A 20,731-nucleotide genomic window follows, 5' to 3' on the forward strand; every position below is an offset into this window, starting at 1 on the left:
GGACGGCGTTTGAAGCCGTCAGGCCGCTTTATTCCGTCCATGAATGCTTTAAGGGAGGGGCAGGATCGGGTCGCAGCCGTTTGGCGGCGGTGCTAGACCTGATGCGGAAACAATGGCGCCGGGCCATGCCGGCATCGGCCGCAGGATGAGAAGGATATGAGACAATGATCCAGACGGTTGGCATCATCGGGGCAGGGACCATGGGGAACGGCATCGCGCAGGTCTGCGCCGCGGCCGGACTTTCGGTCGTGATGGTCGACATTTCCGATGCGGCGGTGAACCGCGGCGTTTCGACCGTCGGCGGCAGCCTCGAGCGCCTGGTCAAGAAGGAGAAGATGTCGGCGGCCGATCGCGAGGCGACGCTCAAGCGCATCACCGGCACCACCGACCGGTCGAAGCTGTCGGATTGCGATCTGGTCATCGAGGCCGCGACCGAGAACGAGGAGCTCAAGGTCAAGATCCTGAAGGATCTCTGCGCGACGTTGTCGCCGCGCACGCTGGTCGCGACCAACACTTCGTCGATCTCGATCACCAAGCTCGCTGCGGCGACCGATCGTCCCGACCGGTTTATCGGCATGCACTTCTTCAATCCGGTGCCGGTGATGGCGTTGCTGGAGTTGATCCGCGGCCTGCAGACCTCCGACGACACCCACGCCGAGGCGCTTGATTTCGCCAAGCGCGTCGGCAAGGTGGCGATCACGGCCAAGAACAGCCCGGGCTTCGCCGTCAACCGGATCCTGTGTCCGATGATCAACGAGGCGATCTTCGCGCTCCAGGAGGGGATCGCAACGGCGGAAGAGATCGACGCCGGCATGAAGCTTGGTTGCAACCACCCGATCGGGCCCCTGGCGCTGGCCGATCTCGTCGGGCTCGACACCATGCTTTCGGTGATGGAGGTCTTTTATAAAGGCTTCAACGATCCTAAATATCGGCCAGCCCCGCTGCTGAAGGAGATGGTCGATGCCGGCCATCTCGGCCGCAAGACCGGGCAAGGCTTCTACACCTATAGCGCCTGATGAAGGCTTCGGCGGCGGGCACTCACAGTCCGCCGCCAGATCCCGCGATTTGCGCTGCGACAAAGACGCCGTGCGCGATTGACCCGACATTGTCGAACGGGCGGCCTGCGGGAACCATGGAACGGATAGCAAGGACATGTCGGATCGACTGAAGGCCGAGCGCGAGGCCGCGGCTGCGCGGCGGAACCTGCTGACCCAGGATGCGATCGAGCGCACCGGGATCACCGAGGAGATGATCGGGGAGCTCGTCACCCGCTTCTACGGGCGCGTGCGCGAGGACGCACTGCTCGGTCCTATCTTTGCGATCGTCCAGAACTGGGACGAGCATCTCGCCAAGCTCAGGGATTTCTGGTCGTCGGTCGTGCTGATGAGCGGCCGCTATCATGGCTCGCCGATGCGGGCGCATCTGCCGCTGAACCTGGTTGGAGATCATTTCGACCGCTGGCTCGATTTGTTCGAACAGACCGCGCATGAGGTCTGCCCGCCGGCGGCGGCTGCGCTGTTCATCGACAAGGCGCGTCGTATCGCCGACAGTTTCGAGATGGCTTCGGCAACGGTCGCAGGTCGTATCGCATCGCCGCGTCACGTGCTCAGGTCCTGAATACGAAATGCCTGCCTGGGAAACGCGCATCTCGCGATGGCGCGCTGCACCAATTCCAACATCATCGGTCTGATCTGCAAAATCGTCATGCTGTTCGCGTGATGAGATATAGATTTGCGAAAACGCGCCTGAACGCGTTCAGCATCGTTCAATCATCGCGAGCAAAGCCATATTGATGCACTGCGGTGCCAATTCTTTGCCTTGTTTTCGGCAGAGTTCCAGCGCCTGCTAGCGGGCATGTCGAGCGCACCGTTCAACGTCAATTCGTCACCATCCGAGAGCATTGCGGAAGCTGAAGCCGACGCGGGCACCGAGCAAACGCGGCGGACGCTGCTGCTCGGCGCGCTTGCGACCACCGCGTGTCTGGGCTGCTCCCCGCCGGCGCGTGCAGGCGAGGATCCGCCCGGCGCCGACGAACGGCCGCAGAAGGGCGATCTGCTCGTCTTCTCTGAAGGCGATCAGGAGGGGAAGGTTATCACCGCAGCCGATCTGAAGGCGGGCGGGCCACCGCTCCATGCCTGGCCGAAGGATCCCAACACATCGGTGGTGCGCAGCGCCTCGCGGCTCAACGAGATCCTGATCATCAAGCTCGATCCCGCCGACCTCGACGAGAAGACCCGCGCGCGCGCCGTCGACGGCATCATCGCCTATTCCGCAATCTGCTCGCATGCGGGCTGCCCTGTCACCGCCTGGGTGAAGAGCGATGTCGGCGACAAGGAGGTGTTCAAATGCATGTGCCACAACTCCGAATTCGATCCGCGCGCCGGCGCGCAAGTCGTGTTCGGACCGGCGCCGCGACGGCTCGCCGCGCTGCCGCTGGCACTGGCTGACGGTTCGCTCAGCGTCGCCGGCAATTTCATGGGAAAGGTAGGTGGCGCGCAGCCAGGATGATGGACGGTTGCGGGCCGGGCCCGCGTCACGAAAGGCCGCATCCGCCAACGGCGGACGAGGGACGAACGACAAGAATTCACAACAAGAATTCAAACGGATGAAAAAGGGGAACGTCCATGAAAACTTCCATGACCAGGAAGCAATGGTTACTGTCCGGCTTCGTCGCCTTCACGTGTCTTGCATCCACTGCCGCCATGTCCGGCCCGATCGAGAATTATTCTCCGGTCACCGCACAGCGATTGGAGAATCCGGAGCCAAAAAATTGGATGCTCTACCGGCGCACCTATGACGGGCACGGGTACAGTCCGCTCGACCAGATCAACACCTCGAACGTGAAGAACCTCACGCCGGTCTGGACTTTTGCCACCGGCGTGGTCGAAGGCCATCAGGCGCCGCCGATCGTCAACAATGGCGCGATGTTCGTGACGACCCCAATGGGTCAGGTGATCGCGCTGAACGCGAAGACCGGCGACGAATACTGGCGCTACAAGCGGCAGCTCCCTGACGATCTGTTTCAGCTGCATCCGACCAACCGGGGCGTAGGCCTGTGGGAGGACAAGCTCTACCTCGCCACCACGGACGATCACGTGGTCGCGCTCGATGCCCAGACCGGCAAAGTGGTGTGGGATACCAAGGTGCAGGACTACAGGAAGGGCCAGTATTTGACGCTGATGCCGTTGATCGTCGACGGCAAGGTCATCGTCGGCGGGTCCGGCGGCGAGTTCGGCGTGCGCGGCTATATCGTGGCCTATGATGCCAAGGACGGCAAGGAGCTGTGGCGGACCTACACCATCCCCGGCGAAGGCGAGCCCGGTCATGACACCTGGCAGGGCGACGACTGGAAGAACGGCGGTGGATCGGCCTGGATGACCGGCAACTACGACAAGGAGACCAAGACGATCTATTGGGGCGTCGGCAACGCCGCGCCATGGCCCGGCGAGACCCATCCCGGCGACAATCTCTACACCGCATCGGTGCTCGCACTCGATCCCGACACCGGCAAGATCAAGGCCTATCACCAGTACCACCAGAACGATTCCTGGGATTGGGATGAGGTCGAGGCGCCGATGCTGATTGATCTGCAACGCAACGGTCGCACCATCAAGAGCCTGGTCCATCCGGGACGCGACGCGATCTTCTGGGTGCTGGAGCGGACGCCGACCAAGATCAACTATGTCGCCGGTTGGCCGTTCGTCTATACCGACGTCTGGAAGGGCATCGATGAGACCGGCAAGCCGATCGTGGATCCCGCGCACAAGCCGGTGATCGGCAAGCGCGTCGAGTTCTGTCCGTCGCTGTGGGGCGGCAAGGATTGGCCGTCGGCCGCCTACAGCCAGAGGACCGGCCTCGTCTACGTGCCTGCCAATGAGAATTTCTGCGGCGGATTCACCGGCGAGAAGGTCCCGCTCAAGCCGGGCGAACTCTGGCTCGGCACCAAGCCGGAAGACATCGGCCTGAAGACGAGGCCGGGTGCGGATCATTTCGGCGAGCTCCAGGCCTGGGATCCCGCGACGGGCAAGAAGGTCTGGCAGCACAACTTCCCCAAGTCGCAGCTGTTCGGCTCGGTCACGGCGACGGCGGGCGATCTCGTCTTCGTCGGAGGCACCAACGACCGCAACTTCCGAGCCTTCCACGCCAAGACCGGCGAACTCCTGTGGGAGCAGAAGACCAATTCCGGCATCGTGGGCATGCCGGTGTCCTACGAGATCGACGGCACGCAGTACATCGCGATCCAGTCGGGCTGGGGTGTGGACGCGCAGCGCATCCAGGATGCGCTGGTGACCAACAATATCGGCATCGAAGCCAATGTGCCCCAAGGCGGCGTCGTCTGGGTCTTCGCACTGAAGAAATAGCTCCGCGGGCGGATCGAAAGAAGCGGAGCAGCGGGGGGGTGGTGAATGCGGCGGACGGCAACGTCCGCCGCATTCTCGCGTGTGTGGTGGAATTGCGTGCGGGCCGAGAACGTCCCCTTCTACCCTTGTGGCAGCAGCTGGCGATGCGCTTTCGTCAAACCGCTACTTGCCGAGGCGCTCGACCTTGTCCTTTTCCTTCTGGTTCATCTCACGAATCTTAGGATCCTGGTTGTGCTGTCCCGTCGTCTGCGTGGTCGAAGCGGGTGGGGCAGTGGCATTGGGAAGCGAAGTCTGGTCCGGCGTGCTGGGGCGCGTCGCGGTTGTCGGCGGAGTCGTGCTGCTCTGCGCGAATGCTCCGCTGGTGGTCAAAAGAAAGGCGCCCGACAGCGAGACTGCGAGCGCCCTTGAGATGTTGGTCATCGATCTGCTCCTGTCAGATCGATGAAAACGGCGCGAGGCCGCTTGTGTTCCGTCTCACGCCTCCAATTGCTTGCCGATCGGAAGTGAGCGGATGCGCTTTCCCGTCGCCGCGAAGATCGCGTTGATCAGGGCCGGCGCGAACGGGGGAACACCGGGTTCGCCGACGCCGCTCGGCGGCGTGTCGGGTCCCGGCGGCACGATGTAGACGTTGGTCACCACAGGGGATTCGTCGATCGTGACGAGCCGGAAGTCGTCAAAATTCTTCTGCTGCACCTTGCCGTCCTTGAAGGTGATCTCGCCGTACTTGGCGAGACTCAGACCCATGATCGCCGCGCCCTCGATCTGCGAGGCGATGCGCTCGGGGTTGACGTAGGTGCCGCAATCGATCGCGGTGTCGACCCGCGGCACCGTCAGCTTGCCCTTGTCGTCGACGGCGACCTCGACGATGGTCGCGATGTAACTGACGAAGCTGCGGTGCGCGGCGATGCCGAGACCGTGGCCCTTCGGCATCTTGCGCCCCCACTCGCCCTTCTCGGCGACCAGCTCGACCACCTTGCGCAGGCGCGCGGTATCGATCGGGTAGCTGTCTTGGGGCTCGCCGTAGTTCCAGAGGTCCTTCACGTTCGGCTTGACGATGCGAGGCGAGCCGATTAGCTCGAGGAGCATGTCTTTCTGGTCCCGGCCGGTCGCCTGCGCGATCTCGCCGACCATCGATTGCACCGCGAAGGCCCGTGGGATGTTCGAGACCGAGCGGAACCAGCCGATGCGAGTATGCGCGGCTGCTTCCGGATTCTCGCAGGAGATATTGGCGATCTCGAACGGCATGTCGACGAGGCCCATGCCGATCTCGAACGGGGCCTGATGCACGGCGCCGGCGGCAAAGGTCGAGGCGATGCTGGGAGCCACGCTGCGGTGGCGCCAGGCGATCACCTTGCCGCTCTTGTCGAGACCGGCCTCGATCCGCTCGACCGAGACGGTGTGTACGAAGCCGTTGTGGAGGTCGTCTTCGCGCGTCCACTGCACTTTCACCGGCGCGCCGAGCTCCTTCGACAGCAAGGCGGCTTCGAGCGCGAAGTCGCACTTCGACTTGCGTCCGAACCCGCCGCCGAGCAGCGTGACGTTGACGGTGACGTTGCCTTCAGGAATGCCGAGCGTCTTGGCGACGTCCTCGCGGGTGCCGCCGGGGCTCTGCACTGGCGCCCAGATCTCCGCCTTGTCGCCCTTGACGTCAGCGACCGCGACCGGCGGCTCCATGGCGACATGTGCGAGATGCGGGAGGTAGTACTCGCCGACGATGACCTTGTCGGCGCTCTTCAACGCACCGTCCGCATCGCCCTCCTTGCGCAGGACGAGGCCCGGCTTGCGCGAGGCCTCCTCGAGCTCCTTGCGGTAGGCAACCGAGTCGTACTTGCCGTTGGGACCGTCGTCCCACACCAGCTTCAGCGCATCGCGGCCCTTGATCGCCGCGCCCGTATTGCGCGCGATCACGGCGACGCCGCCGAGGGGCTGGAACTTCGATGGCCACGGCCAGCCGCGCACCTGCATCACCTTCTCGACGCCGGGGACCTTCAGCGCCGCGTCCGGATCGAACGAGACCAGCTTGCCGCCCGTCACCGGCGGCCGTGCGATCACGGCATATTTCATATTGGGCAAGCGGACGTCCGCGCCGTAACGCGCCTTGCCGGTGGTGATGTCGTGCAGATCGACCATGCCGATCTGACCCTTGCCGAGATAGCGGAAGTCCTTGGGGTCCTTCAGCTTGAGGCCTTCGATGCTCGGCACCGATTCCTTGGCGGCATCCGCCGCGAGCTCGCCGAAGCCGAGCTTGCGGCCGCTGGCGCTGTGGACGACCTCATGATTGACCGCCTTGACCTCGGTCGCCGGCACGCCCCAGCGCTTCGCCGCGGCCTGCTCGAGCATGGTTCGGGCGGAGGCGCCGATCTGGCGCATCGGCATCAAATAGTGCCGTGTGCTGCGCGAGCCGTCGGTGTCCTGGTTGCCGAACTTGGCCTCGTCGCCATGGGCCTGCTGCACCTTGACCCTGCTCCAGTCGGCTTCCATCTCCTCGGCCACGATCAGCGGCAGGCTGGTGCGCACGCCGGTACCCATTTCCGCACGGTGCCCGACGATGGTGACGATGCCATCCGGGGCGACCGATACGAACACGCGCGGATCGACCACGACACCGTGCGGCATCTTGCCGGCGCCGGTCTCATAGGCAAGGGCCTGGCGCGACATCACGGGGGCGGCGAGGACGAGGCCGCCGGTGACGCCGAGCCCCTTCAGGATGCTGCGGCGCGAGACCTTCTCGACCCTGATATGCTTTTCGAAGCCGCGAAGCTTGCGGGGATTGTCGATGAAATTCATGTCACACTCCCGTCGATGCGAGATGGACGGCGTTTTCGATGCGCTGATAGCAACCGCAGCGGCAGATGTTGCCGGACATCGCCTCGCGGATCTGGTCGTGCGAAGGTTTGGGATTTTCGATCAGAAGGGCTGCAGCCTGCATGATCTGGCCGGCTTGGCAGAAGCCGCATTGGGGTACGTTGACCTGGCGCCAGGCCTTCTGCACCGGGTGATCGCCGTTGGGGTGCAATCCCTCGATCGTGGTGACCTCGCGTCCGGCGACGTCGTTCACCGACGTGACGCAGGCCCTCACGGCCTGCTTGTCTACGATGACGGTACAGGCGCCGCAAAGGGCCTGGCCACAGCCGTATTTGGTGCCGGTCAGCCCGGCTTCGTCACGCAGGAACCAGAGTAGCGGGAGATCCGGGTCGCCGTCCCAGCTCTGTTCCTGGCCGTTGATCTTCACCTTGATCATGATCGTCCCTCGCTCTTCATAAGCATGCCAAATTCAATGCTCGCCGACGCCGGTGGGCGACGGTTCACGCGTCGTCTCGCCGCATTCCGCCGTCGCCCCGCGCGGGCAAATCCCGGAGGGGGCAGGAATGCCAATGGCGATGTCTGGATGTGCTCGATACCTCCCGTCTTGTTCTTGATTGTATTCGCGCGGCATCGTCACGGAGCGATCGTAACAGAGATCGCTCCGGCCCGGCGTTCACAGCCGAGTGTTCTCACCGGGAAAAGATTGCATCGATGGTTTGTCAAAAGCAGGGCGCGGTCATCGCGCAGCGTGCCTGTGCAACGGCCCCAAGCAAAAAAGCTTCGTCCGCCAGGAAGACTGCGCGGACGAAGCAGGATGCCTCAGTCGAGGGAGGGAGAAACGCAAGCGCCGCGAACTTCAAGCTGAAGCCGACGGTCCTGCGCAATCATTCAGAGACCAGGACTGAGGAGCTGATGGCCCTCTTAGACGCCGTGGTGCGGAAGCCGCGACATCGCCACGGCGATGCCGGAACGAGACCTGTCCGGCTCGCTGGCCGCGGTCGGCGCCAGCGAGTGGATAAGAGCTGGCGAGGCTCGGCGGCCCCGCTCAGGCCGACTCAGGCGGCTTTGGCTTTCGCCACATGAGTTGCGATCGCGTCCATCAGTGCCGGCGAGAGGCAGTCATAGGGCTCGAGCCCGATCTCCTTCAGCCGAGAACGGATGCCGGCCATCTGCTCCGGCTTCACGCCCGACTCGATGACCGAGGAGACGAAGGCGGCGAATTGCGGCGCTTGCGAGCCCTGCTCCTGGAACAATTCGGGGTGGATGAAGTCGAGGCCGTAGAACGGGTGGCCCTTGTTCTCGATGCGGCCATACATGTGCGTGCCGCAGGCCTTGCAGGCGTGGCGCTGGATCACCGCGGAGGGATCGACGATCTGGAGCTTGTCGCCATTCTCCAGCACGGTGACGTTCTGACGTGGCACCACGGCGACGACGGAGAAGGTCGCGCCTTGCGGCTTCCAGCACTTGGTGCAGCCACAGGCGTGGTTGTGGGCGACGTCGCCCTTGATGCCGACCTTCACCGGGTGGTCGCTGCACTTGCAGACGAGTGTTCCGCCGGCGAAGCTGCCGCTGCCCTGCTTGAGGCCGTTGTCGATCGATGGATGGAGTGCAACAGTCATGGGTCGATCCTCCTTGGTGTGATGGCTGTGGGCTAGAACACGACGACGGAACGGATGGATTTGCCCTCGTGCATGAGGTCAAAACCCTTGTTGATCTCCTCGAGCTTGAGTACGTGGGTGATCATCGGATCGATCTGGATCTTTCCGTTCATGTACCAGTCGACGATCTTCGGCACGTCGGTGCGGCCGCGCGCGCCGCCGAAGGCAGTGCCGCGCCAGTTGCGGCCGGTGACGAGCTGGAACGGGCGGGTGGCGATCTCCTTGCCGGCTTCAGCGACGCCGATGATGATCGAGGTGCCCCAGCCGCGATGGCAGGCTTCCAGCGCCTGGCGCATCACGGTCGTATTGCCAGTGCAGTCGAAGGTGTAGTCGGCTCCGCCGTCGGTGAGGCCGACGAGGTGCTGAACGATGTCGCCGGTGACCTTCTTCGGGTTGACGAAGTGGGTCATGCCGAACCGCTTGCCCCACTCCTCCTTGGAATCGTTGATGTCGACGCCGATGATCTTGTCGGCGCCGGCCAACTTGGCGCCCTGGATCACGTTGAGGCCGATGCCGCCGAGGCCGAACACGATCACGTTGTCGCCGGGCTCGACCTTGGCGGTGTTGACCACTGCGCCGACGCCGGTGGTGACGCCGCAGCCGATGTAGCAGCTCTTGTCGAACGGCGCGTCCTCGCGAATCTTGGCGACCGCGATCTCCGGCAGCACGGTGAAGTTCGAGAAGGTGGAGCAGCCCATGTAATGGTAGATCGGCTTGCCCTTGTAGGAGAAACGGCTTGTGCCGTCAGGCATCACGCCCTTGCCCTGCGTCGCACGGATCGCGGTGCAGAGATTGGTCTTCCGGCTGAGGCAGCTTTTGCACTGCCGGCATTCCGGTGTGTAAAGCGGGATGACGTGATCGCCCGGCTTGACCGAGGTCACGCCCGGCCCGATCTCGCGGATGATGCCCGCCCCCTCATGGCCCAGGATCGACGGGAAAATTCCCTCGCTGTCGAAGCCGTCGAGCGTGTAGGCGTCGGTATGGCAGATGCCCGTCGCCTTGATCTCGACCAGAACTTCGCCGGACTTGGGGCCTTCCAGATCGACCTCGACGATTTCGAGCGGCTTTTTGGCCTCGAAAGCGACGGCGGCACGTGTCTTCATCGTCAAACTCCTCAGATTCTCGTAGGACGCCAAGAGGTAGTCTCGGCAGTCCTCGCAGCGTTCATTACTTGCCCATGCAGGCGTCTTCCGCCTTGGTATAGGCCTCTGTCTTCTCCTCCTTCTTGGAGGGACGCTGCCGGCCCCATGCTTCGGTGGAGCGGGCACGCAGATAGACGTAGAGATCGTCCATGTAGCAGGCCACGTTCGGATTGTCGCCGAAGGCCGGCATGACGTTCTCCTGGGCCGTCGAGATGTTCTTCCGACCGGAGGCGACCACGCCGAGGAAGTCGCCATAGCTCATGGACTTGACGGAATCCTTCAGCGCCGGCGCATAGGTGGAGCCCATGCCGTCCGGACCGTGGCAGACGTGGCAGTCGGAGTGATAGCGGCGGTATCCGGAATAGGTGAACCAGTCGACGGTACCGTCCGCCGAAATCTTGTAGGTCGGAATTCCTTCCTTATCGAGCCATTTTCCGTCGTCTTCCTTCTTCACCGCGGCGGGGTCTCCCGGACCGTCCGCGATCGCAATCCCGCCGGACGCAACGAAGATCATCGCAGCAATGACAGAGCAAATTTTACGCAAGAGATTGTCCTCGAAGGCGTTCTGTGGAGACGAGCCGGCGCGTGGGGTTTATCCACGCGCCGGAGCGATGCTGAGCGAGGCCTAGTTAGGCAGCGAGAACACGGTCAGCGTACCGCCGAGTGCCGTGTAGCTGCTGAGGGCCGCGTAGCCGCCGACGGCGCCGAGACCTGCGGTCGGATCGGTCAGACCTGCCGCCAGCCCGATGCCGGCCCAGCCACCGACGCCGGAGAGCACGGCAACGTACTGCTTGCCTGCGTTCTCATAGGTGGTGACGTTGCCGATGATGCCGGAGGGAGTCTTGAACTTGTAGAGCTCCTTGCCGGACTTGGCGTCGACTGCCTTCAGGTAGCCTTCGAGCGTGCCGTAGAACACCACGCCGCCTGCCGTTGCAAGCGCACCCGACCAGACCGAGAACTGCTCCTTGTTCGACCACACGATCTTGCCGGTCTTGTTGTCCCAGGCGATGAAGTTGCCCATGTGGCTTTCACCCGGGGGCGGGTACATCGAGAGCGTTGCGCCCACATAGGGCTGGCCCGCGGTGTAGCTCACCTTGAACGGCTCGTAGTCCATGCAGACGTGGTTGGTCGGAACGTAGAACAGCTGCGTGTCCGGCGAGTAGGCTGCCGGCTGCTCGTCCTTGGTGCCGAGCGCGGCCGGGCAGATGCCCTTCGTGTTCTTATCCTCGCCGCCGTGCTCGGTCGAGTATTGCGCGACGACTTTCGGACGACCGTAGGTCGGCGAGTTCTTGTCCATGTCGACGCCGCTGGTCCAGTTCACCTTGGGGTCGTACTTCTCGGCAACCAGCAGCTCGCCGGTTTCGCGGTCCATGGTGTAGGCGAGGCCGTTGCGGTCGAAGTGCGTCAGCAGCTTGCGGTTCTGGCCGTTGATCTGCTGATCGGTGAGGATCATTTCGTTGACGCCGTCATAATCCCACTCGTCGTGGGGCGTCATCTGGTAGACCCACTTGGCCATGCCGGTGTCGGCATCGCGCGCGAAGATCGTCATCGACCACTTGTTGTCGCCGGGACGCTGCTTCGGGTTCCAGGTCGAGGGATTGCCCGATCCGTAATAGACCAGGTTCAGCGCGGGGTCGTAGGAGATCCAGCCCCAGGTGCAGCCGCCGCCGATCTTCCATTGATCGCCCTGCCAGGTCTTCAAGCTGGAGTCCGCTCCGACCGGCTTGCCGAGCGCCATCGTCTTGACCGGATCGAGCTTGATCTGGTCATCCGGACCTTCGGAATAGGCACGCCAGACCTGCTTGCCGCTCTTGAGGTCGTAAGCGGTGAGGTGGCACTGCACGCCGAACTCGCCGCCGGAGATGCCGACCATGACCTTGTCCTTGACGACGAGCGCGGAGGATGTGCCGGTCTCGCCCTTCGCGGGATTGCCGTTGGTGGCCGACCAGGCCACCTGGCCGGTCTTGGCGTCGAGCGCGACGAGGTTGGTGTCGGCCTGATGCAGGATGATCTTGCCGTCACCGTAGGACAGGCCGCGGTTGACCGTGTCGCAGCACATCACCGGGATGACGTTGGGATCCTGCTTGGGCTCGTACTTCCAGACGATCTTGTTCTCGTTGGAAAGGTCAATAGCGTAGACCTTGTTCGGGAAGGGCGTGTGGACGTACATCATGTTGCCGATGATCAGCGGGCCGCCTTCATGGCCGCGCAGAACGCCGGTCGAGAACGTCCAAGCGACCTGGAGCTTGCCGACGTTCTGAGCGTTGATCTGGTTCAGCTTGGAATAGCGGGTGTTGGCATAATCACCCGCTGGCATCACCCAATCCTTCGGGTTCTGCGACATCTTGATCAGCTCATCATTGGCTGAAGCGCTGCCGACGGCGAGAGCCGCCGCGCAGCCTAGATAGGTCGCCAGTAGCACCTTGCGCATAGTTATTCCTCCGTTGGTCTCGTTTATTGTTTCCGAAGCATTGCTCAACCGCCGGGCTCCTCGTCCGGCGTCTGCTCGTGCAGGGCGGTCACGATTGGGACCAGAAACGATGCTGTGCTGTTTCCTCCTCCTGATGAGAGCCACGGGTCCACGTGCAGGAGCGGCCCGTTCTTTTTGTTCCTGCGGCAATCCCTATCGACTTCGCCATCGGGAAACTTGCCCAAGAGAGAAGCCGGTTTGCTTGACAGCGCACGGGAGGAAAGATTTTGATTTTGCAGTAGCGAATTCAGTTGCTTCCGCGCCGCTTCGGGGCGGTTTTCAACGATCAGGTTCCACTTGACGGCGCTGCAACTAAGGCGGAGGATTAACCTCAAGAGTGGCAATGGAACGTGGTGCTTGTTCCACGAGATCGCTCAAATTCGAGGTAAACGTCGACGGAATCACGGCTGAGGGCTCCGGCAGCGCTGGTCGCGGTTCGCATCGAATCTCCCGATCAAATCAGTGGCTGGATTAATGTCCGACACAATTCACACGCTTTCGACGACCGGAATGACGCCGAAGCGGCAGATCCAGAGCTGGATTGACGGGCTGACGAGCCTGTGTGGGCATTTCGACGTCGATCCGCTAGAGGCGTCCTCGCTGGAAGGCCGCATCGACTACACCAGCGTCTCGCGCCTGAAGCTCTGCCAGATCGAGGTGAGCCAGCATCGCATCGCGCACACGCTGGCGCGCGCCAAGGCGAACGAACATCCGTACATCAAGATTCACTTCCAGACCTACGGGGTGTCCTATTTCGAACAGGAAGGCCGCCACATCGAAATCAACCCCGGCGACATCATCGCCTATGATGTTTCCTGCCCGCATTCGATCATCAGCCCGGCCTTCACGCGTCACGACGTGGTGATCGTGCCGAAGGCACTGTTGCGCGACCGGGGATTCCCGTCGCAGAGGATGCCAGCCTGCAAGCTGTCATCGAAGACGGGTACGGGGCGGATCGCCCATGATTTCGTCCACGCCACCTTCGACGAGGCGGCAAAGCTGTCGGCAAACAGCGCGGTCGGCGTCGCCGATTCGCTGATCGACCTTCTGTTGCTGCCGCTGCGCGAGGCCGACACGATGTTCGATCGTGTGGGGCCCGAGGCGATGTATGTGCGCGCGCAGTTCTTCATCCGCGAGCATCTGCGCGATCCGGATCTGTGCATCGACCAGATCTCGGCCGAGCTCGGCTGCTCCAAGCGCTACCTGCACATGCTGTTCTCCGAGCGCGGCACCACGGTGAGCGACTACATCTGGCAGGCGCGCCTGCAGAACTGCCGTCAGGAGCTGGAGGCTCACGCCGGCAAGACCATCACCGACGTCGCCTTCTCATGGGGCTTCTCCAGCTCATCGCATTTCAGCCGGGTGTTCCGAAAATACTTCGGCGTGGTGCCGTCCTCGATCCACAAGGCGCAGCAGGGCTCGGCGACTTCGGGCGAGCATTGAGCGCTTTCGAGCGAATGCTCCAGGGCATGATCCGGAAAGCGCGCAGCAGTTTCCGAAAAGATCGTGCCCAGACTGCAACCTGAAGCTTGATGACAATTATCCTGAAGTTCAGGCCGGTTCGAGTCCAAGCGATTTTGCGCTCTCGATCCAGATCGGCAGCTCGCGCTGGTACAGCGCGTTGGTTTCCTTGAAGCCGATTGCGGGTTCGAGCACGAAAGTCGCGAGAACCTCCTTCACCTTCGGATCGCTGTTGGCGGCGACGCAGAGCTCGGCAAGGCGGTCGACCACCGGCTGCGGCGTCGCCTTCGGCACTGCCCAGCCGGTGAATCCGCTCACCGTGAAGAATTTCGACGTCGCGCCCTGCTCGGGAAGCGTCTTGATGGTCGGAATTGCATCGACCTTCTTCGAATGTACGGCGAAGACGGTGCCGCGGTCGCTTTGCAGGGCCGACTGCGCGGCCGTGTAGCTGCCCATGGCGGCATCGAGGGTGCCTTCGAGCATCCCCGTCCACATCGGCGCTTCGCCGCGATAGTGCACGGGTTCGATATTGAGGCCGTACTGCTTGTTGAGCTCGTTGATCGTCATGTGCGGGGCCGAGCCCGCGCTGTAGGTGCCGAAGTTCACCTTGCCGCTCTTGCGGGCGAAGGCGACGAAATCCTCCAGCGTCTTGACCCCGGTTTTCGGGTTCGCCACCAGCAGCAGGCCCGCGCCTGGAATGACGCTGACCAGCGTCAGATCCTTGTCCATGTCGTAGCCGGGATTTTTCATGACCACCCGGTTCATGATGTAGGTCGTCGAGATCGAGCACAGGATGGTGTGCCCGTCGGGCTCGGCACGGGCGACCTCCGCCGTACCGATCGCGCCGGAGGCTCCGGGCTTGTTCTCGACGACGACGGTCTTGCCGACCTGCTTGGAGATGAATTCGCCATAGGCGCGTGCGAGCAGGTCGGTCTGCCCGCCGGCCGGATAGCTGCAAATCATCCGGATCTGCCGCGACGGCCACGCGCCTTGCGCGGAGGCGCCGCGCAGGACGAACGGTATCGCCAATGCAGTGCTACCGGCGGCGATGAAGTGGCGGCGATCGAGCTTGGCGGACATGATTCTCTCCCGTATTTTTGCCGAACCTACTGCATCAGGTCGTCTGTGCCATGGGCCGCAGGCGAGACAGATTGGCGCATTCGCACGTCTGTTTATGCCCGGCTCTGAGGAGCGCCGCGGCATACCGCGCTCCGGAGCACGAGCGCGCGCCCAATCACCGCTGGATGATCTTGGTCCAGACGTCGCCCAGAATCGCAGGCTCCCGCGGCGGCAGATAGGTGAGGCCGGCCTGCTTGCCGAATTCGGCGAGCTTGCCCTCAGCGGCAAGCTGGCCGAGCGCCTTGTTGACGGCCTCGATCAGCGCGCTGTCGCTGGCGAGCCCGACATAGCCGCGATTGGCGCCGATCGGATAGTAGTAGCCGGACGCGGTGATCGCCGTGTCGGGGTGGGCGGCGCGATGGGCGTCGAAGCGAGCAAGATCGATCAGTGTCGCATCATGGTCCCCGCGCTGGAGCGCGCCGAGGAGGTCATCGCGGCCGGGGACGAGATGGGTAATGCTGTCGATCAGGCGGCCCTTGTCGAAGGTCATCAGGATGGCGTCGCCCAGCGACCCGCTTTCGATCACGAGACGGAGGCCGGCGAGATCGCCGATGTCGCCGATCTTGCGGCCGCGGGCCTTCGGCCCGAGCACCACCGTCATCGGCGAATAGACGTAAGGCTGGCTCGGCGCGAGCACGCCCAGCGGGACGCGGCGCCGCCGATCGTCGCGCGTGGCCCCGGCGAAATCCGGCAAGCGCGCCGTCTTCATGCCGGGGACGACGAGTGAATCCTGCGTCAGCGCGTAGCCGCCGACCAGCGAGCAGCGCCCATCCGAGAGCAACGCGTTGGCCTCGAGCTGCGGGCTCGCATCCTCGTCCAGCCTGCTCTCGAACCACTGGATCCTCAGCGGCCGTCCGAGCCGTTCCGCGATCGCCTTGGCCAGCAGCACGTCGAAGCCTGCGTCCGGCTTGCCGCGCTGATGCACCGACAGCGGCGGCCGGTCCTCGTCGAGACATATCTTCAGGGGATCGTCGGCCGCAAGAGCGGCCGACGCCGTCGTGGCAAGCGCGGCTGCAACGCTCCAGGCAATGCGTCGGCGCCTCATGGCTTCCTCCGACTGGAGATGAAGGCCCAGAGATCGCCGATCTGGTCGTCGCTGAGGATGTCGCCCCAGGGCGGCATCTTGTTGTTCTTGCCGTTCTTGACCGTGGTGACGAAGCGCGTCTTGTCGTCGGGGATGGCGCGCAGGTCCGGCGTGATGGTGCCCGAGTTCATCAAATTGGGCCCGTGGCAGTGTGAGCATTTCTCGGCATAGGTCGACTTGCCGTGGTCGATCTGCGCTTGCAGCGGATTGCCGCTTGCGTCATCCGCGGCGCGAACGGTCGCCGCAAGCGCGACCGTCAGCACCGCGACGGTGGCGATCGTCGCCACCGTCCTGTGTGATACTTCTCTCAGCATCGTGCCGTGTTTACTGCTTGACCGCAAAGACCCACAGCGAGCCGCCGGGCGGCACCTTGGCTAGCCGCTCGTCGCCGGAGAACAGCGAGTAGACGCCGCCATAGCCGCTCGTCACCGCAACATACTGCACGCCGTCCTGCTGCCAGGTCACCGGCTGTCCCTCGATGCCGGACCCGGTCTGGAATTGCCAGAGCTTCTTGCCGGTGTCGGCGTCGAAGGCCTCGAATTCGCCGGTCAGTGCGCCCGAGAACACGACGCCCCCGGCGGTCGACAGCACGCCCGAGAAGCGCGGAATGTCGCTCGGCGCTTCCCATTTCGACTTGCCGGTCATGGGGTCGATGGCCTTGAGGTGGCCGCGCGGTCCGTCCCCGAACTCCCAGGGATCGGTCAGGTCCATGCCGAGATACCATTCACCCTGCTTGAAGGTGACGGGCTCCGCCTTGTACTTGCCGCCGAAGTTGAGCGTGTTGGCATAAGCGAGTCCGGTCTGCGGATTGAACGACATCGGCTCCCAGTTCTTGCCGCCGAGGATGGACGGATAGACCGTCACCTTCTTGCCCTCGCGCGCGTCCTTCGAAACGTCGGTCTCGAGCGGACGCCCGGTCTTCATGTCGATGCCGGTCGCCCAGTTGACCTTCACGTAAGGGTTGGCTGCGAGCAGCTTGCCGTTGGTGCGGTCGAGCACGTAGAAGAAGCCGTTGCGGTTGGCATTCATCAGCGTCTTGGTCGGCTTGCCCTCGACGTTCACATCGGCGAGCACCATCTCGGCCACGGCGTCGTAGTCGAACGGATTGTTCGGCGAGAACTGGTAGTGCCACTTGATCTTGCCGGTCTTGGGGTCCAACGCCAGCACGGAGCAGGTGTAGAGGTTGTCGCCGGGACGCACCGCCGAATTGAACGGGCCGGGATTGCCGGTGCCCCAATAGACCGTGTTCAGCTCCGGGTCATAAGAACCCGTGATCCAGGTCGATCCGCCGCCGAGTTTCCAGGTGTCGCCCTTCCAGGTGTCGCCGCCGGGCTCGTCCGGCGAGGGAATCGAGTGGGTGCGCCAGAGGCGCTTGCCGGTCGCCGGGTCCCAGCCGTCGATGAACCCACGGGTGCCGAACTCGGCGCCGGAGACGCCGGTGATGACGACGCCGTCGGCAACCAGCGGGGCCACCGTCATCGAATAGCCTTCCTTGATGTCGGCCGCCTTCTGCCGCCACAGCTCCTTGCCGTTTTTCGCGTCGATTGCAATCACATGGGCATCGAGCGTCGTGCGGAACAGCTTACCTTCATGGATCGCGACGCCACGGTTGATGATGCCGCAGCAGACGATTCGCGGCGTCTCGGCGGGATACTCGATCTTGCTCTTCCAGATCTGCTTGCCGGTCTTGGCATCGACTGCCATGGTGGCATTGTGCGAGGTCACGTAGATGACGCCCTGATAGACAATGGGCTGGGATTCCTCACTACGATCGTCATTGAAGCTGTAATTCCAGATCGGGACGAGGTTCTTGACCGTGTCCTTGTTGATCTGCTTCAGCGTCGAGAAGCGCTGGAGATTATAGCCCATTCCGTAATTGAGAACGTTCGACGTGTCGGTCGCACCCTTGACCAGCTGCTCGGTGGTTTGTGCAGTTGCACAGGTTGACGCAAGCATGACGAGGCCTGCGGCCATCGCAAAGCGTTTCATCCGTTCCTCCCAATATGCGCGCCTTTTGACGCTGCGAATGCAACACTCCGCCTGAAAGCAAAACACGTCAATACGAAAGTCGTAAGTGCCGTGCCGCTATCGCCGGACCTGGTGCCGGTCACCTTACGGAAACCTGACGCAAGCAACGCCACTTGTGCGCAGACGCTGAGAAAATTCCGCGGTACGAAGCAGTCCCGGGCGTAGGTCGCCGGGCGGCACGGCCGGGTCTCCCCGGTTGTAGCGCGCGCAAGTTGCAAGTCCGGACTTGAACCAAGGCCCGCTTGCGGATTTATGTCGTTCCTGTCCCCGTCGATTCGGGGCTCTTCGGTAGGGAGGTCTAGATGATTTCGCGTCGTTCAATTGCCCTAGCGCTTACGATTGCATTGTCAGCCGGTCCGGCGTGGTCGGCCTCTGGCAACGCGGTCAAGTCGTTCGACACCGACAATGACGGCACGCTGGATCTTGCCGAGGTGAAGAAGGCGGCTGCCGCAATGTTCACAAAGCTCGATCCCGATCGCGACGGCACGCTTGATGCGCGCGAGCTGCGCGGACGGTTGTCGGCGAAAGAGCTTGCCGCCGCCGATCCCGACCGAGACGGGACCCTCACGCTCGATGAATATCTGTCCGTGGTCGAGCAGCGCTTCAACGCAGCGAATCCCGACAAGGACGGAACGCTGGATGCGAAGGAGCTGAACTCGCGCGCGGGCCGCACCCTGCTGCGATTGTTGCGGTGAGCACCGCAATCGGAACCGACGCGACGAGGGCAGTGTCTGCGATCATTCCGGCCTGACGCTCGGAACATCGGGCTGCTCGGCCTGTTTTCTCCGCAATGTCCTGCCCGGCGCCGGGGCTGCGCGGGCGGGAGAAGAGGAGATGCAGATGAACACGAAACGTTACGTTCTTGCTGCCTGCGCCATCCTGACACTGAGCGCCGGCGTTGCCGTCGCCGGCCCGTGCAACACCGGTAGTGCCAGCACCGACAAGGATGCTGGCTCCGGTCCGGTCACCGTGGGTGCCGCCCAATCGCAAGCGCCCAGTTCAACGACGGATAGTGGCCAGCATCCGCCGACCAGCACGATGAATCGTGCAAGCGGTGAAACGCCGGCTTCGTCCGAGGATGCGCAGCGGCAAATGCAGAGTGAGCCGACCGCAGCTCAGCGCGCCGAAGGTGCCAAGCCGAATGCCGTAACGGCCGACAAGGGCTGCTGACGGGGCCGTTCTGTCGTTTTCGATTCGACGCGCGGTGCGTTGCACAAGCGGTGCCCGTTGGTCATGTTGACCAAGAGAGAACTGGCTTTGCCCGAGAGAGAAATGCAGCCGCGAAGAATCGACACAGACGCGCTGAGCGGTCGAATCCAGGCTTGAACTACACTTGGTGCAGCCCTAGGTTTTGCGCCGCGCGATACCGCGCTCATACCTTGGGAGACGCGTATGGCTTGGAAAGCTCCGAAGATCGTGGAAGTGCCGGTCGGCATGGAAATCAACATGTACGCCTGCGCTTTGCGCAAGTAAGGCCGACGACCTGCCGCGGCTTCATTGGCAAACGCCGCCGAAGCCGTGGCAGTGTCGCGTCACTTAGTATCGGATCTGGCCTGCCGTCGTTGAGCCTCGAGCCCCACCGTCGAAGCAAAGCCGAGCTTCTTCAATCCTCCTGATGAAAATCCAGATCGCGATGTGCGGCAGTGTGTTACGCTCGCGCCTCGTCAGCGCCGCATCAGGTGGCGCACGCCTTCGGGGGCATGGGGATGCACGGCGGGGCTGGCAAGTTCGGGTGGGCGGTCGCGTGCATGGCCGCGCTGGCACCAGCATGCGTCAGCGCCGAGGAGGGCTTCGATACCGAGCACATCTTCGGTTTCATGGTCGGCACCGACATCGGCCATGTCGGCGAGCGGGAATTCCAGACCCAGACGACAGGGCGCCTCGGTAAAGGCGGGGTCGCCTATCGCGCCCTCTCACACGAGGTCGAGATCGAGGTGGTACCGCTGCCGAATTTTCGCATCGAGATCGGCGGCACCGCCAGCTTGCACGACATCACCGGCGTCCCTCAGATCGACGATCGCCGCCAGTTCAACTTCCATGGCGCCTCGCTCGACCTGCGCTATCGCCTGCTCGACCGGCAACGCGCGCCGTTTGGCTTCACCGTCGCCGCCGAGCTGCATGGCGACCGCATCGACGAGACCAGCGGCGCCAAGGGGCGGATGTATGGCACTGATTTCACGCTGGCTTTCGACCGCGAGCTGGTTCCGAATTTCGTCATCGGTGCGCTCAATCTGATCTATCAGCCGGAATGGGCGCGCTTCGAGATGGCAGGGCAGTCCGAGAAGAGCTCGACGGTCGGCGCGGCGTTTGCCGGCTTGGCGCGCGTGCGACCGAACATTCTGCTCGGCGGGGAGATGCGTTATTTCAGGCAGTATGAGGGAATCGGCCTCGGTGAGTTCTCAGGGCAGGCCCTGTTCGCCGGCCCAACCGCCTACTTCCAGCTCTCGGAGCGTTCGCGGCTGACCATGAGCTGGAGCATGCAGGCTTGGGGACGTCCGGCCGGATCGAGGGCTAATCTCGACCTCGTCAATTTCGAGCGGCATCAGGCACGTCTGGTATTTGGAGTTAACTTCTAGGGCCGGATCTTCGCCTCTCTCGCCTGC

The 20,731-nt window shown here is 63.2% G+C and carries 20 protein-coding genes; 9 read left to right on the forward strand and 11 right to left on the reverse strand.

Annotated elements, in window-relative coordinates; all coding sequences use genetic code 11:
- Positions 1-164: 164 nt before the first annotated feature.
- From ACYCVF_RS03495 to ACYCVF_RS03510, 4 genes are all read left to right on the forward strand, one after another.
- Positions 165-1,016, forward strand: a complete 852-nt coding sequence (locus ACYCVF_RS03495) for a 3-hydroxybutyryl-CoA dehydrogenase (RefSeq protein WP_459597149.1) — start codon at positions 165-167, stop codon at positions 1,014-1,016.
- A 136-nt stretch (positions 1,017-1,152) separates the two neighbouring features.
- On the forward strand, positions 1,153-1,617 hold the full coding sequence (locus tag ACYCVF_RS03500; RefSeq protein WP_459597150.1) for a group III truncated hemoglobin: 465 nt from the start codon (positions 1,153-1,155) through the stop codon (positions 1,615-1,617).
- A gap of 237 nt (positions 1,618-1,854) precedes the next feature.
- The gene (locus tag ACYCVF_RS03505; protein WP_459597151.1) at positions 1,855-2,508 is read left to right on the forward strand and encodes a Rieske 2Fe-2S domain-containing protein; all 654 of its coding nucleotides are present in this window, start codon (positions 1,855-1,857) and stop codon (positions 2,506-2,508) included.
- 128 nt (positions 2,509-2,636) lie between these two features.
- On the forward strand, positions 2,637-4,361 hold the full coding sequence (locus ACYCVF_RS03510; protein ID WP_459597982.1) for a methanol/ethanol family PQQ-dependent dehydrogenase: 1,725 nt from the start codon (positions 2,637-2,639) through the stop codon (positions 4,359-4,361).
- 162 nt (positions 4,362-4,523) lie between these two features.
- On the opposite strand, the gene ACYCVF_RS03515 is transcribed toward ACYCVF_RS03510, so the two are convergent.
- From ACYCVF_RS03515 to xoxF5, 7 genes are all read right to left on the reverse strand, one after another.
- A complete protein-coding gene (locus ACYCVF_RS03515; RefSeq protein WP_459597152.1) occupies positions 4,524-4,781 on the reverse strand; it encodes a hypothetical protein in 258 nt (85 codons plus the stop codon).
- A gap of 54 nt (positions 4,782-4,835) precedes the next feature.
- Positions 4,836-7,148, reverse strand: a complete 2,313-nt coding sequence (locus ACYCVF_RS03520; protein ID WP_459597153.1) for a xanthine dehydrogenase family protein molybdopterin-binding subunit — start codon at positions 7,146-7,148, stop codon at positions 4,836-4,838.
- 1 nt (position 7,149) lies between these two features.
- Complete coding sequence (locus tag ACYCVF_RS03525; RefSeq protein WP_061029649.1) at positions 7,150-7,602, reverse strand: (2Fe-2S)-binding protein; 453 nt, start codon at positions 7,600-7,602, stop codon at positions 7,150-7,152.
- Positions 7,603-8,221: 619 nt separating this feature from the next.
- The gene (gfa, locus tag ACYCVF_RS03530; RefSeq protein ID WP_459597154.1) at positions 8,222-8,785 is read right to left on the reverse strand and encodes an S-(hydroxymethyl)glutathione synthase; all 564 of its coding nucleotides are present in this window, start codon (positions 8,783-8,785) and stop codon (positions 8,222-8,224) included.
- 32 nt (positions 8,786-8,817) lie between these two features.
- The gene (locus tag ACYCVF_RS03535) at positions 8,818-9,927 is read right to left on the reverse strand and encodes an S-(hydroxymethyl)glutathione dehydrogenase/class III alcohol dehydrogenase (protein WP_459597155.1); all 1,110 of its coding nucleotides are present in this window, start codon (positions 9,925-9,927) and stop codon (positions 8,818-8,820) included.
- Between the two features lie 64 nt (positions 9,928-9,991).
- Positions 9,992-10,480: a c-type cytochrome, methanol metabolism-related gene (locus ACYCVF_RS03540; RefSeq protein WP_459597984.1), complete on the reverse strand. Its 489-nt coding sequence runs from the start codon at positions 10,478-10,480 to the stop codon at positions 9,992-9,994.
- Between the two features lie 111 nt (positions 10,481-10,591).
- Positions 10,592-12,397, reverse strand: a complete 1,806-nt coding sequence (gene xoxF5 / locus ACYCVF_RS03545) for a lanthanide-dependent methanol dehydrogenase XoxF5 (protein ID WP_459597156.1) — start codon at positions 12,395-12,397, stop codon at positions 10,592-10,594.
- Positions 12,398-12,910: 513 nt separating this feature from the next.
- Between xoxF5 and ACYCVF_RS03550 the strand changes: the two genes are divergently transcribed.
- On the forward strand, positions 12,911-13,879 hold the full coding sequence (locus ACYCVF_RS03550; protein ID WP_459597157.1) for a helix-turn-helix domain-containing protein: 969 nt from the start codon (positions 12,911-12,913) through the stop codon (positions 13,877-13,879).
- A 108-nt stretch (positions 13,880-13,987) separates the two neighbouring features.
- Here the strand turns inward: ACYCVF_RS03550 and ACYCVF_RS03555 are convergent, their stop codons facing one another.
- The 4 genes from ACYCVF_RS03555 to ACYCVF_RS03570 all read right to left on the reverse strand — a co-directional run bounded on the left by ACYCVF_RS03555 (position 13,988) and on the right by ACYCVF_RS03570 (position 18,089).
- A complete protein-coding gene (locus ACYCVF_RS03555) occupies positions 13,988-14,977 on the reverse strand; it encodes a Bug family tripartite tricarboxylate transporter substrate binding protein (RefSeq protein ID WP_459597158.1) in 990 nt (329 codons plus the stop codon).
- Positions 14,978-15,131: 154 nt separating this feature from the next.
- Positions 15,132-16,061, reverse strand: coding sequence for a type 2 periplasmic-binding domain-containing protein (locus ACYCVF_RS03560; RefSeq protein WP_459597159.1), 930 nt, complete (start codon positions 16,059-16,061; stop codon positions 15,132-15,134).
- Entirely contained in the window at positions 16,058-16,414 is a 357-nt protein-coding gene (locus tag ACYCVF_RS03565; protein WP_459597160.1) for a c-type cytochrome, read from the reverse strand. The genes ACYCVF_RS03560 and ACYCVF_RS03565 overlap by 4 nt, the downstream gene beginning before the upstream one ends.
- Positions 16,415-16,424: 10 nt before the next feature.
- Complete coding sequence (locus ACYCVF_RS03570) at positions 16,425-18,089, reverse strand: methanol/ethanol family PQQ-dependent dehydrogenase (RefSeq protein ID WP_459597161.1); 1,665 nt, start codon at positions 18,087-18,089, stop codon at positions 16,425-16,427.
- A gap of 341 nt (positions 18,090-18,430) precedes the next feature.
- Here ACYCVF_RS03570 and ACYCVF_RS03575 point away from each other — a divergent pair, with 341 nt between their 5' ends.
- From ACYCVF_RS03575 to ACYCVF_RS03590, 4 genes are all read left to right on the forward strand, one after another.
- Positions 18,431-18,823, forward strand: a complete 393-nt coding sequence (locus tag ACYCVF_RS03575; RefSeq protein WP_459606477.1) for an EF-hand domain-containing protein — start codon at positions 18,431-18,433, stop codon at positions 18,821-18,823.
- Positions 18,824-18,968: 145 nt separating this feature from the next.
- Positions 18,969-19,298 (forward strand): hypothetical protein, encoded by a 330-nt coding sequence (locus tag ACYCVF_RS03580; RefSeq protein WP_459597163.1) that lies wholly within the window; start codon positions 18,969-18,971, stop codon positions 19,296-19,298.
- A gap of 222 nt (positions 19,299-19,520) precedes the next feature.
- Positions 19,521-19,601, forward strand: a complete 81-nt coding sequence (pqqA, locus tag ACYCVF_RS03585) for a pyrroloquinoline quinone precursor peptide PqqA (protein ID WP_018460299.1) — start codon at positions 19,521-19,523, stop codon at positions 19,599-19,601.
- Between the two features lie 227 nt (positions 19,602-19,828).
- The gene (locus ACYCVF_RS03590; protein ID WP_459597987.1) at positions 19,829-20,704 is read left to right on the forward strand and encodes a hypothetical protein; all 876 of its coding nucleotides are present in this window, start codon (positions 19,829-19,831) and stop codon (positions 20,702-20,704) included.
- Positions 20,705-20,731 lie beyond the last annotated feature (27 nt).

The organism is Bradyrhizobium cedriense, from assembly GCF_054602315.1.

Bases quoted from the DNA above. Each gene is read 5' to 3' on its own strand.
- ACYCVF_RS03500 (WP_459597150.1), top strand. From the start codon at position 1,153: ATGTCGGATCGACTGAAGGCCGAGCGCGAGGCCGCGGCTGCGCGGCGG.
- ACYCVF_RS03505 (WP_459597151.1), top strand. From the start codon at position 1,855: ATGTCGAGCGCACCGTTCAACGTCAATTCGTCACCATCCGAGAGCATT.
- ACYCVF_RS03570 (WP_459597161.1), bottom strand. From the start codon at position 18,089: ATGAAACGCTTTGCGATGGCCGCAGGCCTCGTCATGCTTGCGTCAACC.
- gfa (WP_459597154.1), bottom strand. From the start codon at position 8,785: ATGACTGTTGCACTCCATCCATCGATCGACAACGGCCTCAAGCAGGGC.
- ACYCVF_RS03520 (WP_459597153.1), bottom strand. From the start codon at position 7,148: ATGAATTTCATCGACAATCCCCGCAAGCTTCGCGGCTTCGAAAAGCAT.
- ACYCVF_RS03590 (WP_459597987.1), top strand. From the start codon at position 19,829: ATGGGGATGCACGGCGGGGCTGGCAAGTTCGGGTGGGCGGTCGCGTGC.
- ACYCVF_RS03560 (WP_459597159.1), bottom strand. From the start codon at position 16,061: ATGAGGCGCCGACGCATTGCCTGGAGCGTTGCAGCCGCGCTTGCCACG.
- ACYCVF_RS03510 (WP_459597982.1), top strand. From the start codon at position 2,637: ATGACCAGGAAGCAATGGTTACTGTCCGGCTTCGTCGCCTTCACGTGT.
- ACYCVF_RS03535 (WP_459597155.1), bottom strand. From the start codon at position 9,927: ATGAAGACACGTGCCGCCGTCGCTTTCGAGGCCAAAAAGCCGCTCGAA.
- ACYCVF_RS03550 (WP_459597157.1), top strand. From the start codon at position 12,911: ATGTCCGACACAATTCACACGCTTTCGACGACCGGAATGACGCCGAAG.
- ACYCVF_RS03515 (WP_459597152.1), bottom strand. From the start codon at position 4,781: ATGACCAACATCTCAAGGGCGCTCGCAGTCTCGCTGTCGGGCGCCTTT.
- ACYCVF_RS03495 (WP_459597149.1), top strand. From the start codon at position 165: ATGATCCAGACGGTTGGCATCATCGGGGCAGGGACCATGGGGAACGGC.
- ACYCVF_RS03525 (WP_061029649.1), bottom strand. From the start codon at position 7,602: ATGATCAAGGTGAAGATCAACGGCCAGGAACAGAGCTGGGACGGCGAC.
- ACYCVF_RS03565 (WP_459597160.1), bottom strand. From the start codon at position 16,414: ATGCTGAGAGAAGTATCACACAGGACGGTGGCGACGATCGCCACCGTC.
- ACYCVF_RS03580 (WP_459597163.1), top strand. From the start codon at position 18,969: ATGAACACGAAACGTTACGTTCTTGCTGCCTGCGCCATCCTGACACTG.
- ACYCVF_RS03575 (WP_459606477.1), top strand. From the start codon at position 18,431: ATGATTTCGCGTCGTTCAATTGCCCTAGCGCTTACGATTGCATTGTCA.
- ACYCVF_RS03540 (WP_459597984.1), bottom strand. From the start codon at position 10,480: ATGATCTTCGTTGCGTCCGGCGGGATTGCGATCGCGGACGGTCCGGGA.
- pqqA (WP_018460299.1), top strand. From the start codon at position 19,521: ATGGCTTGGAAAGCTCCGAAGATCGTGGAAGTGCCGGTCGGCATGGAA.
- xoxF5 (WP_459597156.1), bottom strand. From the start codon at position 12,397: ATGCGCAAGGTGCTACTGGCGACCTATCTAGGCTGCGCGGCGGCTCTC.
- ACYCVF_RS03555 (WP_459597158.1), bottom strand. From the start codon at position 14,977: ATGTCCGCCAAGCTCGATCGCCGCCACTTCATCGCCGCCGGTAGCACT.